The organism is Streptomyces chiangmaiensis (assembly GCF_036281785.1).
GTDB classification, from domain to species: domain Bacteria; phylum Actinomycetota; class Actinomycetes; order Streptomycetales; family Streptomycetaceae; genus Streptomyces; species Streptomyces chiangmaiensis.
The window spans coordinates 1-14,500 of record NZ_JAYWVC010000039.1; the positions used below are offsets into that span (position 1 = coordinate 1).

Here is a 14,500-nt window from a genome sequence, read left to right on the forward strand (position 1 = left end):
CCGGTTCGGGAATGGGCAGCAGAGGTGCTAGCCAGCCTAGGACAAGAATCGGCCGAGTAAGTAACAGGCGCGCTGTTTGAAGTGCTGGCCCGAGCTGGTGGCGCCACACCCGGCAGCGTCGTGCCGTTGCATGGCCCACCCTCGGCATGTGGGCCCGATGGGACGACGGGCGCCTCGACCTGGTGTCGCTGGCTCCCGCACGCGCTACCCAAGCCGATCAGATCCTGCTGCCGTGTGACCCGGAACTACTCATACAGCTTGGGAAGATCTCACTCGGCAGCAGCCGGGCCTCCCTGTACGCGACGCCTCTGGATGACCCGGAGTACGTGGCCTTCACCCAGGCCCACCACGATCTGCTGACCGAGTACGGCGACCGAGTCGGGATCGTGCCGGCGCCGTGGCTGCACTGGACAGCGCAGGGCGTTCACCACCAGCTCGACGAAGTCCAGGTGGAGCGCGCGGTGCAGGCCGCCAGAGAGGCCGCGCAGCACGCAGCGCCCGCAACCGTCACGATGGGCCCCGTATGGCCGGGCCCGAGTGCCGTGACCGTCGCCATGTACCCCGAGGAGCCGCTCGCCGCCATCAACGCCCTGGTGCGCAATGCGGTCTCGACCGTGCCAGGGGTGCAACTACGCGAAGCCGGGGACAGGTACTGGCCGCACTCCACGCTCGCCTACTTCCGTGCTCCGGACGTGCACGACTCCGAATTCAACCGCCGGCTGCGGAAGATCAGACCGGACCGCGTCGAGATCACCATCAGCCGGCTGCTGGCTGTCTACATGCACCAGTCGTGCCCGTTCAGCAGGGCCTGTGCCGGGGCTGTCGGGTCCACATTCATCACCACGGACTCGACGCGCCGATCCAGCTGTGGTTCGGCGGCGTCCTCGCCCTGGGCGTCGGCGGCGCATCCCGCGCGCTCGGTTACTCCCCGCAGGGACGGCCGGGCCGAAAGCGGGGCCAGCAGGCCGCCCGCCCGAAACCCCAGCCGGTCTCCGAGCACCTCGCCTTCCCCGGTCAGCTCCCGCTGTTCGACGTCGAGCGTGACTGGAGCCGCATCTCGATCGACGCGCACGAGCTGTCCTCGCTGACACCGGAGGCCGCCAGCGTCCTGGAACAGCTGATGCAGTACGCCAGAAGGCACTCGTGGAACGAGTCGACCGAGAAGCAAGTCGCCAAAACGCTCAGGGTGTTGGTGTCCTGGCTCGGGGCCGCAGCCCCGATCGACGAACGCGACGTCGGCGCTCTCACCCGACGCACGACGTGCTCCTGCGGTCCACGCACCGCCGCCTTCCTCGACTCGTGCCGCCTGCTGGTTCCGCTTCCTGCCCCTGTCGTTGGTCCGCACGAGGCAGCCGTCCAGCGCCTGGTCAGCCAGGCTCCCGACGGCTTCCGCAGCGACATCGACCGCTGGGTGGCCGTCCTCAGAGGCGAAGGACGACTGGAGCACCGGGCCCTGGACTGGTCCACGATCCGCAAGTACGTCGGCTACCTCGTCCCCGTACTGACCCGGTGGGCAGGCGAGTACGCGAGTTTCCGCGAGGTGACGAAGGCCGCCGTCACAACGGAGTTGAAGGACGTGGCCGGCACCACGGCACAGGACCGGCACGTCGCGCTGCGCAGCCTGTTCGGCGCGCTGCTCCAGGAACGCCTCATCTTCCGTGATCCGACGCGCGGCATCAGCATGCCCGGACACCAACGCCCGCCGGTGTCAATCCCCACCGGTCTGCTGTCCCGGATCTTCGAGCGGGCCGAGGACCGCCTCACGCGCGTGATCATCGTCCTGATCGCCGTGCACCATGACGCCCACAGCAGTTCGGATGCTGGAGCTGAACCGCGTCGACATGGCGAAGGCCCGCATCGACCAAGGCGGCTTCCCTCGCCGATACATCTACATGGACGAACTGACCCACCGTGTGCTCAGCGACTGGATGCGCGAGCGGCACGAGCGGTGGCCCCGGACTCAGAATCCGTACCTCCTGGTCAGCAACCGCTCTGCGACCGACTACAGGAGGCCACCGATCACGGAGGCGCACCTGCATCGCCTCCTCCAGCGGCTTGGCGGACTGCACGCCACCCAGCTCCGTATCGACCGCGTCCTCGACGAAGCCCACGAGACCGCCGACCCGGTGCGGATCATGAGATTGTTCGGCCTGTCGTCCACCACGGCCATGAACTACGTCGCCACCGCACACCCGGAGAAAGGCGTCAGCATCCGGAAGTAGCTGGTCGTCCTCGACATGCTGGGCAAGGTCACCGATGTCCTCGGCTACCACCAGGTCACCACGGCTCGCCCCACGTCCGAGCTCGGAGGCGCCTGGAGCCGAACGCCCCCGGAGACCACACCCGGTCACCAGCAGGGTGGACTTCACGGGGAACTGGCGACAGCTACATAGGCGAGCCCGCCAGTACCGAAACCCGTCGCGACCGCGTCACGGTGCTGCCACACTCGCGCCCATGAGCGACGACAGCGCCAAGAGCCTCGACGGAGCCATCGGCACCCACGTCATCGCGATCACCTACGAAGTGATGGACTGGGCGACGGAGGCACTGCCGGCGCACGTACCGGCGGATGACCTGAAGAAGTTGAAGCTGGCCGCGGGCGAGCATCTCGCGGCGATGCTGACGACTGCCTATCTCGGCATCGTGCCGGTCGCCGTAGACGTCCACGGCGGCGTGGATCTCGTCTACCGCGTGGCGGACTCGGACAGCGACGCACTGTCGTCGCTGCTCGGCCGCAACGGTGTCGAGTTCACCGACTTCGAGGTGAAGTCGATACCTGGTGACTTCCGCGAGCACGACGCAGCGGTCTCCCGGGCACTGAAACGAGGTGAGGAGCCAGGCACTCATTGGTCGACGTTCGTGTCAGCGAACGATGTCGTCGAGGCGGCCCAGTCGGTGATCGCCAAGGCCGCGAAGCAGCTGCGGGACAAGTCCTCGCCCGACCGGGCGCGGGTGGTGTTCATCGTGTCCCACTTTTTCGACCGGCCCTACGTGGAATGTCTCGATCCGCTGATCACGCACACCTTGACTGCCCCGACGCTGCCAGGCGACATCGACGCCATGTGGGTGTTCTTCGCGCCCTCGCACCTGGTGGTGTGGTCGGCTGCCGATCAGCGCTGGACGCAGCTTCTTCTCGGTAGTTTTACGGAGGACGGGACGGCCCCGGAGGCCGACTTCGACATGGAGCTGCTGCAGCACTACGAGGGGCTGTTCCTGGAGCGGGCGGGAATCGACGGGCCCTCGCCCTTCTACTACGGCCTCGTGACTGGTGAACACCCATCCGCGGATGACGCAGAGTGACGGCGGCCCGCATCCGTCCGGAATACGCGACACCTCAACACGCGAGCTCACCAGTCATCTGCCGTGTCGCGATGTACACCGGGACACCCCTGGGAACTCGACAGGAAGCTCTCCCGCGCGGCGCCTACTGTGGGCAAATGGGCCCCTGGGACGCGCTGACTGCTATCGGCACCCTTGCGCTGGCCGTCAGCGCCGCGGGCATCGCACTTTGGCAACACATCGCCCAGGAGTCCGTCAGGCGGGGAGAGCGGGAAGAGAAGGCCACTCTGGTGGCGATCATTGAGCGCACCAAAGATTCGGTGACCATCCGTAACCTAGGCTCGACGCCGATCAGCCGGCTCGTGGTCGGGGAAACGTGCACGGTGGTCGACAGGACCGCGGCCGGGGGCGTGAGCTGGGGTGAATTCACGGGGATCGCCGTTGCGAGAGTCGATCCACACAGCGTGGAGTTGCTGGCCCCGGATGAGACGAGAAAGCTCTCCTTCCTGGAGTGGAAGAACGACGCCGACGGCTCACCAATCGCGGCTGAGAATCTGCTGGAACCTCCGGACGTGACGTACTCCTACCGGGACGCAGCCGGCGCACGGTGGGAAAGGAAGAACCACGACCTTCCCTACTGGGGCGGAGGAAGATCCTTGCCCGGCGAGGTCATGGCGCGGCGCCGCCTGGCGCTCCGGTGGAAGGTCCGGCACCGCAAGGCCAAGCTTAGGAAGCACCTCCGCGCTCGGAGCCGCGGGTAGCTGCGACTCCTTACGTCCCGCCCTGGCTTCCCGTAGGAACCGGACTCATCCCGGCGGTCACACACGGTCACCAGCAGGCCCGGCTCCACCGAGAACTGGCGACAGTCGAATACGCGAGCCCACCAGTACCGAGGCCGTCGTCAGCGCTGCGTGTGCGCGGCCAGGAGCAGCCCAGTGACCGAGCCGGCCTCGGTGATGCGACCGGAACGAACTGCGGCCAGGGCTTCGCTCAGCTTCCACCAGTGCACCGTCATGCCGATCTCCGTGTCGTCCCGGTGAACCACGCCAGACTGCAGATCGGTGGCGAGGAACAGATGCGTCCTTGCGGCCGTCGCGGCGGGCAGCGGATCGATGACGCCGAGCGGATGTAGGTCGCCGACGACGAACCCCGTCTCCTCTTCCAGCTCGCGAAGTGCCGCCGCCTTCGGCTCCTGGCCACCGCTCCCGCCTCCAGGAAGATGAAGGACTCTTCTGCCTTGGAGGTAGAAGTCGTCCTCGACAAGGACGACTCGCCCCTGGGAGTCGAGCGCGACAACACGGACTGCATCGTCCACTACGACGTGTTCGTACGTGCCGTTACTTCCATCCGGCCTGATTACCGAGTCGCGGTACAAAGATACGAATGGGCTTCGATGGAGCACCTCCGTCGACATGCGTGTCCACCCCATTGTCGGAGACCCTCCTGAGGTCGATTCGGCTGATCGCCACGGCACGCTCAGCGCCAGGCGGCCTCGGGCGTCATTTCCTGAACTCGTGCCGCCAACATGCGAGTTCCGGGCCGTGCTGCGGCTGTCGGAGCCGGGCTGTCTCGCCGCCGTTGCAGACTCCGGGCCCGGGACCTGCGTGTCCCGCTGAGGGTCATGGTCGCGGCGGCCGAATGCGCATTGCTTCCTCGGTGCGGCCGAGCCGGTCGAGGATGTCGGCTTGGACGTCCAGAACGATACTCAGGTCCGTGTCGTACGCGACGGGCTCTGCTAGGGCCAGGCGGCGGTAGATCTCCGCGGACTCCTCCGCTGCTTCCAGTGCAAGGAGCAGGTCTCGTCCCAGTTCAACCCGTACCCGGGCGAACATTCCCAGTGACCGGGCGAGGCCGGGCTCGTACGCTGCGGGGATGCGCTGCGCGAGGCGGCGGCGGATCGTGACGGCCTCCTCGGTGGCGTCCAAGGCGTCCTCGTGGCGCCCGGTCGCGGCCAGGTGGATGCTGAAGTTGTGCAGTGCCTTCGCGAGGTCAGGTTCGCGGGCGGCGGGGTTGGACTCTGCAAGCTGCCGGTAGACCTGCACCGCTTCTTCGGCGGCGGCCAGAGCATCAGCGCGTCGATCGGCCGCTGCCAGGTGAACGCCCAGGTTGGTCAAATCGCCGGCGAGGTCAGGGCCGTGGGCGGCGGGGTTGGCCTGAGCGAGGCGGCGGCGGATCGTTACCGCTTCCTGCACGGCTTCCAGGACGCCTTCGTGTTGCCCGGTCATGGACCGGAGCGCGCTGACGTTGGCAAGGGAAGAAGCGAGATCGGGTTCGTAGACTGCCGGGTTCGCCTGGGCGAGGCGGCGGCGGATCGTGACGGCCTCCTCGGTGGGCTCCCTGGCCTCCCCGGGCCGCCCGGCCCCCGCGAGGATGACGCCGAGGTTGTTCAGGGCAGTGGCAAGGCCGGGCTCGTATGTGGTGGGATCGGTCTCAACAAGCTGCCGGTAGACGTGTACAGCCCGTTCGCTGGCGGCTAGGGCTTCAGCATGTCGTCCGGCTTCTGCCAGGTGCAGTGAGTAGTTGACCAAGGACTCCGCGAGGTTGGGGTTGTGGACAGCAGGGTCAGCTTGGGCGAAGCGGAAACGGATGGACACCGCCTCCTGCTCAGCCGCCAGGGATTCGGCGTGGCGTCCTAGAGCCCTCAGGTGGAGTCCGAAGTTGGACAGGGCCGTGGCGAGATCGGCGTACGCCACAGGATGGCTCTGGGCGAGGCCCCGCCAGATTTCGACAGTCTGCTGGCCGGTAGCGAGAGCTTGATGGTGGAGGCCGGCATTCCACTGGCGGGCTTCGAGTCGGCGGAGAACACGGGCGCGTTCGGCGGTGTCGCTTGCGGTGGCGAGCCGGTGGGGGGTGAGGCGGGCGGCCAGAGCGGCTGCACCGGGGTCGAGGTCGGGCTGCCGATATTCCGACAGATGGGCGTCGACGGCTTCTAGGACGTCCGTGGGGAGGTGGTCGATGTCCGCCAGTGCAGTCAGTGCGCCGCCGTCGGCTTGGAGGATCAGCTCCGGACGTGCGGTGAGCAGCGAGGAGAGTGGGCCTGTGGCGATATGGGGCCAGCGGGCAGCTGTGGCGATCAGGGCCGTCAGGGTGGCGCGGGTCCATACGGGCGTCTCCGCTACCTGACCTGGGCTGGCAGGCGAAGCAGCAGCGAGGAGGTGCAGGGGTGCCGTGGCCGCCCAGGGGTCGGGGGCGTAGCCGTTCACGTTGTGGCCGGGGGTGTTCAGGGCGAGGAAGTCTTCGGCGAGCCGGTCTGGGTGCAGCGGTTCCAGGAAGGTGTTGGGCGAGGCGGCTGGGTAGGACACTGCGTGGTCTCTGAGGACCTCGTCAGCCTGGCCCGAGGTGCATGTTCTGCTCGCTGTGAGAGCGTCCCGGCCGTGGTCGTAGGGCACCGCACCGGTCAGGACGGCCGTATGCACGGCGTGAGCGAGGGTGTCGGCGGTGGTACGCACGCGGCCGTTGGCATGCAGCGTCTGCCAGTGGTCACGTTCCCGGGTCAGCAGGTAGGCGGAGACCCGCTCTGGGGTGTCCAGCGGGGTGGACACCGCGCTGTGGTGGGCATCGACTGCGGCGAGGGCAGCCATGTGTACGGACAGGGCTTGCCGGAAGCCGGGATCTTCTCGCAGGGCATCGGGAGGGATGACGTTATGGCCACCAGCGAAGTCCAGGGCGGCGGCGAAGCGGTCTCGGGCCTTGGTGAACAACGTCTCGGGGTCCGTGTCTGGATCGTCGGCGAGTGGGCTCAGAGGCAGGGCGTCGCCGGTTAGACCCTGGCGGTCCAGATGGTAGGCGAGGTTCTGCCACCAGACACCAGCGGGACGGGCCAGGAGCAGCACTCGGGTCTGCCGCTGCTGCAAGGTCGCGTCGGTCAGCATGGTCAGCAGCTCCGCCGTCGGCCAGCGCTCGGCGTAGTCGACCACCAGCAGCACTCCAGCCCCCGGCCCGACTTCGCCCAGGCCATCAGCCGTCGCACTGGGCTGCTCGGCGGGGGGTGGGGCGGGATCGCTCGCGTGACGGGCCTGGAACACCTGCCAGCCGCGCTCCTGACTGAGGCGGGCGAACTGGGCTGCCAGCCGGGTCTTGCCCTGCCCGCCCGGCCCGTGCAGCAGGAAAGCCGAGGCCGTGCTCGCATCGTCACGCCAGGCTGCCAGCCGCTCCAGCTCGGTGCGGCGTCCGGCGAAGTCCGCCACCGCGTAGCGGGCCTGTAGCAGCCGGGCTGGTTGAGCCCGAGCCTGATCCACCGTCATCGAGGGGGCGTGGAGGCGGAAGGTATCCACCTGGTACAGAACTCGCTCGGTGCTGACCGCGATGTTCACGTCGCCGGTCGTGTCACCTACCTGCACCACCGACCCGTGCACCACCGAACCGGCTACCCACTGCCCCCGTCTTCGCGCCGACGGTGGGGCGAGAGCGGACGGCGTTCGTGAACGCTGAAACAGCGATTGCCACCAGGGCCTGTCGGCCGGATTACTCACGGGCCCTCGATGTCGACGTCTCCGCCGGTGTTCCGTACTTGATCGACCGGACCCGCCGTGCCCGAGTCGCGCACGGACTGTCCGTCGCCCTCCGGCGTTGCTGTGCCGGAAGGTGTTGTGGGCGGTATGGGACCCGGGGGCGTGGCCGTGTGGCCGCGGCGGGTGATACGCACATTCCCACCCGTCCCGGAGACCTGGGTGATTCCCCCGCCAACAGCGCTGCCGTGCACTGACTGTCCGCTAGGAGCGCGGCGTTCGCGCCATATCCCGCCCATCGTGGCCGCCAGGGAGGCCAGACTCACGAACAGCCCCAGCACGGTGGCCCACATGGCTGCCTCCTCCAGGCCCACCGTGGCCAGGTACAGCGCCATCACGCCCGCGGTCACCAGAAATGTTGCGCCACCGGCCAATGCCTGGGTTCGCCCCGTCACGCCTCCACCTCACCTGCGAGAAGCCGACCATCTGCAGGACTCCATGCGCGCCGTTGCTGGACATCTGGCTCAGCGAATCCCTGTCGGTAAGCTTATGTGACGCGGAGTGATCTTGCTTCATGTGCTGCGGCCGTCTTCGAGCTGGAATCGCCAGGAGGGTGGCGCAGACGATCGAGTTGGTAGCTCACCCGACAGGAGATCCACGCTAGGCCCGGACCAGCGAACTCAGATGCCCTTACGCTGAAGTCGTGCCGAATACATGTGAGTTCCGACGCCAACTGGTCTCGGATTCTCGGAACCCACGCGCTTCCGCCGGGGGCATCTCTGACTGCCCCGACTGGCAGAAGACGGTGACAGCCGCGCTCGACGACCTCGACGTCACGGTATTGAACCCGCGCCGCAGCAACTTCCCGCTGCTCGACCCGAACGCCGAAGTGGCCCAAGTTGGCTGGGAGTACCGGCATCTGCGCCGCGCCAACCTTGTCATGTTCTGGTTCCCGGAGTCGTCCACAAGCCACCAGCCGATCGCCCTGTACGAGCTGGGGGCGCTTGTCGGTGAGGGCGGCACTCTGGTCATCGGAACCGATTTCGACTACGTACGCCGCACGAATGTGGTGACGCAGCTCGCCCTCGCGCGCCCGGAAGTTCACGTTCACAGCACCCTGGCGGACACGATCGAAGCGACCCGCACAGCCATACGAGGTTCACGATGATCGCGGGCTGGGCCTTGCTCGGGGTCATCGTCGCCGTGGCCATCGCGGCCGTCGGACGCGGATTCGTACGCGCGGTCCGGGTGGCGATCAGACAAGATCTGGTGTCGCTGGGCGAGATGCAACAGCTCGCCGGCGCGCTGGCGAAGATGACGACCACTGCTTATGCCTTCGCGTCGCCTCTCTTCAAGAAGTGAACCTCTTGGTTCGGCTGGCTGTGGTGGCGCACCAGCATCGGCCCGGACGGGAAGGCCGAGCGGGACATGGGCTGGGCCCTGACGTACCGGCGGGCGCGGAAAGCTGCAGGGGCACCTCTCGACTGGCGGCTGCTCAGCGGGAGCGAGCTCGTTGTCGTCCCTCGGGATGCCCGGCTCACGGCATCGGCCGTGGGAGAGCCGAACGGCGTCCCCTCACAAGAGCGTTAGAACATCGGATGCTCGGCGCCTCGGCCCGACCTGCAGCGGGGGTCCCCGGCTGCACCTCCCTGGGCCTGGCCGAGTGCCAGGGAAGGCAGCGGTCAGCCTTGACAGTGCTCGGTGGGCCAGCGTGACGCCTGGGTGCAGACCCACAGGATCGAGTCTGTGCTAGCTGTCATGCCAGCCCGTCTACCGGCGTGGCTGGTGTGCCGGGGGCGAAGCGAGTGAAGTGCGCGGGCGGGTGATCGATGACCAGGTCGGGACGCCAGGCGGTGAGGATCTGGGCGCTGCACACGAACAGGCCGTTAGGGAGCTGATCGAGGGGATGCCATGCCCAGTTGCCGACGCTTTCGTCCGGCTGCGTGGCAGGCTGCCCCTGCCAGGTGTGGACGAGTGCGCCGACGGTGACTCGCAGGACACCTTCGACGTGGTCGACGAGCGTTCCCAGGAGCCTGACGTCTCCGGGGCGCGCGGTCAGACCAGTTTCCTCGCCGAGTTCGCGGATCACGGCGGCTTCGAAGGACTCCCCGGCCTCGACGGACCCGCCAGGCAGTTCGAGGGTGCCGCGACGGTGTCGGCCCAGCAGGACGCCCTGCTCATTGAGGAGGATCGCTCCGACGCCAACTGCTGCGTGTGCCATCGGCGCTTTGGTGCTGCGGGGGCGGCTGGAGATCCGTGCCGGCCGGTCGGGCAGGCGCCGGGCGCGGATGAGCTGCTGCACGACCGAGGCGCTCTCGTCGGGGTGAGGCAGCACGTCGATAGCCTCGACTCGGAAGCCGTATTCCGTGAGCAGGTCCTCCCACAGCTGCGGAGCCAGGACCCACATCTGCGTTGGCAGGGGCGGATCGTCGCGCAACAAGATCATCTGCTCGCGCGGCGCGACCTCCGAGGACGGACCGCGGCCGTGCAAGTCCGTGTGCAGAAGCGAGAGAATAAGGGGCGCGCCGGGACGCAGTCCGTCGCGCAGTGCCGGCAGCGAACGGTGCGGGTCGATGAACCCCAGCGTCCCAATCGCGTACGCGGCGTCGAACGGCTCGGCCCCGGCCAGGTACTCGACTACATCCCCTTGGACGAACTCCACGCCCGGAACGTCCGCGTGGCTGGTGACGGCGCGTTCGTGCTGGGTCGGGGACAGCTCGATCCCGGTGACACGTGCGCCGTGAGTCTGGACGAGATGGACGGTGTGGTGGCCGGCTCCGGAGCCGATGTCCAGGACACGGCGCCCGGTGATGTCACCGAGGATTTCAGCTCCCGGTCCGTCCCCCTCCCAGGGCGTCCAGGAGAGCTGGTTGGGAATGGGCGGCGTGTAGGCGCGTGCCAGCTGGCGCTGACCGTAGACCTTCCAGGCTCGGATGTTGATGTCCTCAACGGGCACGGGTGCCTCCTGGGTAGGGCGTGCTGGGGATCAGGTGTGCGTGATGAGGTAGGCGGGGCCCTCGCCGCGCCGGGCTCGTTCGATGGCGTCGAGGCGGGCGAAGGCGCGCGGCGCCATCAGCTCCTGCCAGGTGGCGAGGTCGTGGACGGCCCACATGTCGTGTTCGGCGGGATCGAGGCGGATCCGGCCGAGCTGGTCCGTGGTCAGCCGCCCACCGTCGAAGATGAGCCCCACTTTGTTCAGCGGCAGGCGGGGCCCAGCGTGCAGGAAGTGCGTCAGGAGCAGTCTCGGCGCATCCAGGCCGAGTTCAAGGCCGGTCTCTTCGACCGCTTCGCGCCGGGCGGTCTGGAGCGGGTCCTCGCCTTGGGCGTCCAGGTTGCCGCCCGGGAACTGCCAGAGCCGCGATCCGTAGACCGAACGCAACTGGACAGGCCGGTCGTGTCCGTCGCGGATATACAGGCACCCGTACACCGTGTGGTGGGGGACGGTCTGCGCGTACTGCGTGGGCGTCATCGGCATGGGGCGGCCGGGCCGGGCGGGGCGGTGGTCGAACGCGAGGGCGAGAACGCCGAGGGCTTCCTTGGCCGGCGGATAGATGCTGCGGAGGGTGGCGAGCAGCTCTCCCGGCGGCCCGTCCGGGTCGATGCGTGCTGGGTCCTCCGAGCTGAGGAGGTGCTCGAATGAGGGATACGGGGTGATCCGCTGCACAATGACGTCGAGTTCCCGCCCGGTGTCCCGGTCGTGGAAGATGACCGTGTCGTCGGCGGCGACGGCACGCTTCTGCGGAGTGGCCACCCTCACTTCGATCGTCTTGCGGCCTGCTTCCACTTGGCGGTAGTACCGCCCGAGCAGGTGCATGTGGTGCTCTTGCCGTCCATCTCCGACCACCGGACTCGGGACGGCTGGGATCGCCTGCTGGGTGTCATCAGGCACGTGTGCCTCCGTTCGATGCGTTCTGTCCATAGCGGCTTTGGGATCGCAACCGGGCCAGGGTGCGGTGGCCGCGCTCCTGTGTTTCCGGATCGGCGTGGGTGGCGAGGGAGTGGACGAGGCTGCTGGCGCGCTAGGGCAGTTCGATCGGTCCGTAGCGTGCGTGCGGCTCCTGCCGCATCAGCGCGTCGTACCGGTCCGCTACCGAGAAGTGCCACAACTCGGTCCCGTAGTTCGTAAAACCCGCGCCCTCCATGGCGTTGAGAAGCAGCGTGCGGTGGTGACGCGCCTGATCGCTGAGGTTCGGGGCGTGCGTGAAGCAGGCTCCGTCGCTCTCTTCGGGGGAGGCGTTGACGCGGGTGCCGAGGTCGAGTTCGTGGCCGTCCTGGTCGACGAGGGTTACGTCCACGGCCGCGCCCGCGGAGTGGGGCGCGATCTCCGGCGGCGACACGTACCGGCTGGCGGCCTGGTGCAGCTGCTCAGCTGTCCAGCCGGGGTGAGCGCCGGCCAGCTCGTCCCGGTACTCGGTGAAGTAGCGCTGCTGGAGGGCCAGCGGCCGGTAGCCCTCGATGAACAGCAGGTCGGTACCAGCGGGTAGGAGCGAGCGGGCGTGCTCCAGCCGGGCCAGGACGCCCTCGCGGACGTGGGCGAATGCGCCCAGCGGATCTTGCTTGCGAGGATCGACGCGGAAGCTGTGGTCACGCACGTCGACGAGCGGCTCCCCGCACTCGCGCACCGGGATCGCGGCGACCCGCGGATCGGACATCAACACCAGACTGCTCATCGAGTCTCCCTGTGACGGCTTGCACTGCGGCGGTGGGATTGGGGAGGCAGAGGCCAGATCGGTTTCGCGCAGGATTCGCGCGATGGTGTCCTCCAGCGTGCTGTCGGCCGGGATCACGGTCTCCCGACCGCCGGGCAGCAGATCCAGCTCGCGGTACCAGGCGGCGAGGTGCTTGTCGGTGACTTGCGCCAGGTACGCGGCATCCGCCTTCGACGCGTGCCGGGCAAGCGTCGTTTCCAGCGGTACGTCCAGGTAGTAGCAGCTGGAGACGCCGCGGTGGTCGCGTACCAGAGACGTGATCATGTGGTCGTAGCGGTCTGCGTACAGGATCCCTTCGAGTACGACGTGGAAGCCGGCGTCGAGGGCGTGGCGGGCGATCCTGCCCAGCAGGGCGATGTTGGCGCCGCCCGTGGTGTCGTGTTCGCGCAACACGTTTCGGCGGATCACGTCCTGGCCCACGATCGCGATCCCACGGCCGTAGTGATCCCGCAGGCCCTGGGCCACACTCGACTTCCCGGACGCCGAATTCCCGCGGACGACTACGAGGCGGGTGTCCAGACGTCCGGCCGCTGTCGCAGCGGACGCGCGACAGGGTGTGCCGCTCGGTGTGGCGGTCATGCGGGCCAGCCCGTCTCGCTGTACAGCTCACCGTTCTGGATCTTCGCGATAGCCAGTCGGGTATAGGGGACGAGGTCATCGGGAAGGGCGGCGGGGTCCCAGAATCTCCACTGGAGGCACTTGTCCGGCTCGCGCAGCTTCGGCTCGCCGCGCCAGGTACGGGCGCGGAAGAACAGGCCCATGCGGGGCGGGTTCCTGGGCTTGCCGATGTGGTGGATGACGTGGACGAGTTCGACATCCTGACGCTCGATGTGCAGGCCGGCTTCCTCCTGAGCCTCCCTGATCAGGCAGGCGATGGCGTTCTCCTGCTCGCAGTGGCCAGCCAGGACGTGCCAGGTGGACGGCGCAAACGCGGAGTTGGGGTGGCGCAACCCGAGCAGCACCGTACCGTCGGGCCGCTCCAGGTAGAGGTGGACGCCGATGATGTTGGGGACCGTGCCGTGCGGCGAAGCCGGACGTTCCTCGGGTTCGGGCCCGCTCTGCGCCGCCAGAAGACTCGCGGCGTGACGCCGTACGAGGTCGCTCGTGGTGTCGGCGATACGGAGTCGGTGGAGGTCGTCCGGGGCGAACCAGGCCAGCATCACCCCTTCCGTCAGGCGGAGTTCGCGGGGATCGCCGTTCCAGCGGCCCGCGTAGATGGCGATGGGCACGACCGCGCCGTCGTCGTCGGAGGCGTACTCGGTGCCGAACGGGGTCAGATCGGCGATGTTGAGGCCGGCTTCCTCGTCCAGTTCGCGCCGCACTGTGTGTTCCAGGGTGGCGTCCTGGGGCTCTCGGCCGCCGCCCAGCAGGGACCACATGCCCGGCTCCCAGATCCGGCCGGGGAAGTAGTCGCGCAGGTGGAGTAGGTACTCGCCGCGGTCGTTGTAGATCAGTGCGGAGGCGTTGGCCGTCTTCGGTTCAACCTGGAGCGGGAGCTTGAGGAGCTTCTCGCGCAGGGAGGGGGAGGCCGCCCTGTCCACGGGCCGCCACTCGATGCCGCCGACCTCCTCTTCCTGCAGCATCACCTCTACCTCGTTCGCGGTGTGCAGGCGGAAGAGGAACCGGAGGTCGAAGTGCTGGTGGCCGGGTTCGTCTTTGCCCGGGTGGGCGTCGATGTCGTGGATGTCGATGTCGAACGGCACCGCCTCGTAGCCGGGCCATGGTGTGACGGCCTGGGGCGGGATCCCGGTCTCCTCGTGTAGCTCCCGCAGCGCCGCTGCTGCTAGGGAATCGTCGGTGGGCTCGGTGTGTCCGCCGGGGGCGAGGACCTTCCCGCTCGCCAGGTGCAGCACGTGCAGGACGCGGCCGAGCGAGTCGACGACGATCGCGCCGCAGGTGACGTGTCCGGTAAAGGTGGAGCGGCTGGCGATGTCGGTGGGGCGGTCGAGGGCGTCCAGGAGTCCGCCGAGCTGTGCGCGCTCGTGAGGGTGGCGCGCGAGGTAGGTCTCGACGGTGGTGCGGATGTGGTCGTGCGACAACGGCATGGGGCTACCTCAGATGTGC

General features: G+C 68.1%; 13 protein-coding genes. 6 read left to right on the plus strand and 7 right to left on the minus strand.

What is annotated here, in order from left to right:
• Positions 1 to 146: 146 nt before the first annotated feature.
• From VXC91_RS14755 to VXC91_RS14770, 4 genes are all read left to right on the plus strand, one after another.
• A complete protein-coding gene (locus tag VXC91_RS14755) occupies positions 147 to 1,088 on the plus strand; it encodes a 2'-5' RNA ligase family protein (RefSeq protein WP_329507693.1) in 942 nt (313 codons plus the stop codon).
• 729 nt (positions 1,089 to 1,817) lie between these two features.
• Entirely contained in the window at positions 1,818 to 2,222 is a 405-nt protein-coding gene (locus VXC91_RS14760; protein ID WP_329507695.1) for a hypothetical protein, read from the plus strand.
• Between the two features lie 232 nt (positions 2,223 to 2,454).
• The gene (locus tag VXC91_RS14765; protein ID WP_329507697.1) at positions 2,455 to 3,300 is read left to right on the plus strand and encodes a hypothetical protein; all 846 of its coding nucleotides are present in this window, start codon (positions 2,455 to 2,457) and stop codon (positions 3,298 to 3,300) included.
• 137 nt (positions 3,301 to 3,437) lie between these two features.
• The gene (locus tag VXC91_RS14770) at positions 3,438 to 4,040 is read left to right on the plus strand and encodes a hypothetical protein (RefSeq protein WP_329507698.1); all 603 of its coding nucleotides are present in this window, start codon (positions 3,438 to 3,440) and stop codon (positions 4,038 to 4,040) included.
• A gap of 140 nt (positions 4,041 to 4,180) precedes the next feature.
• Here the strand turns inward: VXC91_RS14770 and VXC91_RS14775 are convergent, their stop codons facing one another.
• From VXC91_RS14775 to VXC91_RS14785, 3 genes are all read right to left on the minus strand, one after another.
• On the minus strand, positions 4,181 to 4,594 hold the full coding sequence (locus VXC91_RS14775; protein ID WP_329507699.1) for an NUDIX hydrolase: 414 nt from the start codon (positions 4,592 to 4,594) through the stop codon (positions 4,181 to 4,183).
• A 304-nt stretch (positions 4,595 to 4,898) separates the two neighbouring features.
• The gene (locus tag VXC91_RS14780; RefSeq protein WP_329507700.1) at positions 4,899 to 7,622 is read right to left on the minus strand and encodes a tetratricopeptide repeat protein; all 2,724 of its coding nucleotides are present in this window, start codon (positions 7,620 to 7,622) and stop codon (positions 4,899 to 4,901) included.
• Between the two features lie 125 nt (positions 7,623 to 7,747).
• A complete protein-coding gene (locus VXC91_RS14785; RefSeq protein WP_329507701.1) occupies positions 7,748 to 8,182 on the minus strand; it encodes a hypothetical protein in 435 nt (144 codons plus the stop codon).
• A 248-nt stretch (positions 8,183 to 8,430) separates the two neighbouring features.
• On the opposite strand from VXC91_RS14785, the gene VXC91_RS14790 reads away from it, so the two are divergent.
• Together VXC91_RS14790 and VXC91_RS14795 are read left to right on the plus strand one after the other, a co-directional pair.
• Entirely contained in the window at positions 8,431 to 8,895 is a 465-nt protein-coding gene (locus tag VXC91_RS14790; RefSeq protein WP_329507702.1) for a nucleoside 2-deoxyribosyltransferase domain-containing protein, read from the plus strand.
• Positions 8,892 to 9,089 carry a hypothetical protein gene (locus tag VXC91_RS14795; RefSeq protein WP_329507703.1) on the plus strand — a complete coding sequence of 66 codons (198 nt, stop codon included), beginning with the start codon at positions 8,892 to 8,894 and terminating at the stop codon, positions 9,087 to 9,089. Before VXC91_RS14790 ends, VXC91_RS14795 begins: the two co-directional genes overlap by 4 nt.
• Positions 9,090 to 9,483: 394 nt before the next feature.
• Here VXC91_RS14795 and VXC91_RS14800 read toward each other — a convergent pair whose 3' ends face one another.
• From VXC91_RS14800 to VXC91_RS14815, 4 genes are all read right to left on the minus strand, one after another.
• The gene (locus VXC91_RS14800) at positions 9,484 to 10,683 is read right to left on the minus strand and encodes a bifunctional class I SAM-dependent methyltransferase/NUDIX hydrolase (RefSeq protein ID WP_329507704.1); all 1,200 of its coding nucleotides are present in this window, start codon (positions 10,681 to 10,683) and stop codon (positions 9,484 to 9,486) included.
• Between the two features lie 30 nt (positions 10,684 to 10,713).
• Positions 10,714 to 11,616 (minus strand): NUDIX domain-containing protein, encoded by a 903-nt coding sequence (locus VXC91_RS14805; protein WP_329507705.1) that lies wholly within the window; start codon positions 11,614 to 11,616, stop codon positions 10,714 to 10,716.
• 130 nt (positions 11,617 to 11,746) lie between these two features.
• Positions 11,747 to 13,015 carry a M15 family metallopeptidase gene (locus tag VXC91_RS14810; RefSeq protein WP_329507706.1) on the minus strand — a complete coding sequence of 423 codons (1,269 nt, stop codon included), beginning with the start codon at positions 13,013 to 13,015 and terminating at the stop codon, positions 11,747 to 11,749.
• Positions 13,012 to 14,481, minus strand: coding sequence for an NUDIX domain-containing protein (locus tag VXC91_RS14815; protein WP_329507708.1), 1,470 nt, complete (start codon positions 14,479 to 14,481; stop codon positions 13,012 to 13,014). The genes VXC91_RS14810 and VXC91_RS14815 overlap by 4 nt, the downstream gene beginning before the upstream one ends.
• Between the last annotated feature and the right edge of the window lie 19 nt (positions 14,482 to 14,500).

What these genes read in the sequence shown, in the direction of transcription:
- VXC91_RS14755 (WP_329507693.1), top strand. Translation starts at nt 147, where the DNA reads ATGTGGGCCCGATGGGACGACGGGCGCCTCGACCTGGTGTCGCTGGCT.
- VXC91_RS14760 (WP_329507695.1), top strand. Translation starts at nt 1,818, where the DNA reads ATGCTGGAGCTGAACCGCGTCGACATGGCGAAGGCCCGCATCGACCAA.
- VXC91_RS14765 (WP_329507697.1), top strand. Translation starts at nt 2,455, where the DNA reads ATGAGCGACGACAGCGCCAAGAGCCTCGACGGAGCCATCGGCACCCAC.
- VXC91_RS14770 (WP_329507698.1), top strand. Translation starts at nt 3,438, where the DNA reads ATGGGCCCCTGGGACGCGCTGACTGCTATCGGCACCCTTGCGCTGGCC.
- VXC91_RS14795 (WP_329507703.1), top strand. Translation starts at nt 8,892, where the DNA reads ATGATCGCGGGCTGGGCCTTGCTCGGGGTCATCGTCGCCGTGGCCATC.
- VXC91_RS14810 (WP_329507706.1), bottom strand. Translation starts at nt 13,015, where the DNA reads ATGACCGCCACACCGAGCGGCACACCCTGTCGCGCGTCCGCTGCGACA.
- VXC91_RS14815 (WP_329507708.1), bottom strand. Translation starts at nt 14,481, where the DNA reads ATGCCGTTGTCGCACGACCACATCCGCACCACCGTCGAGACCTACCTC.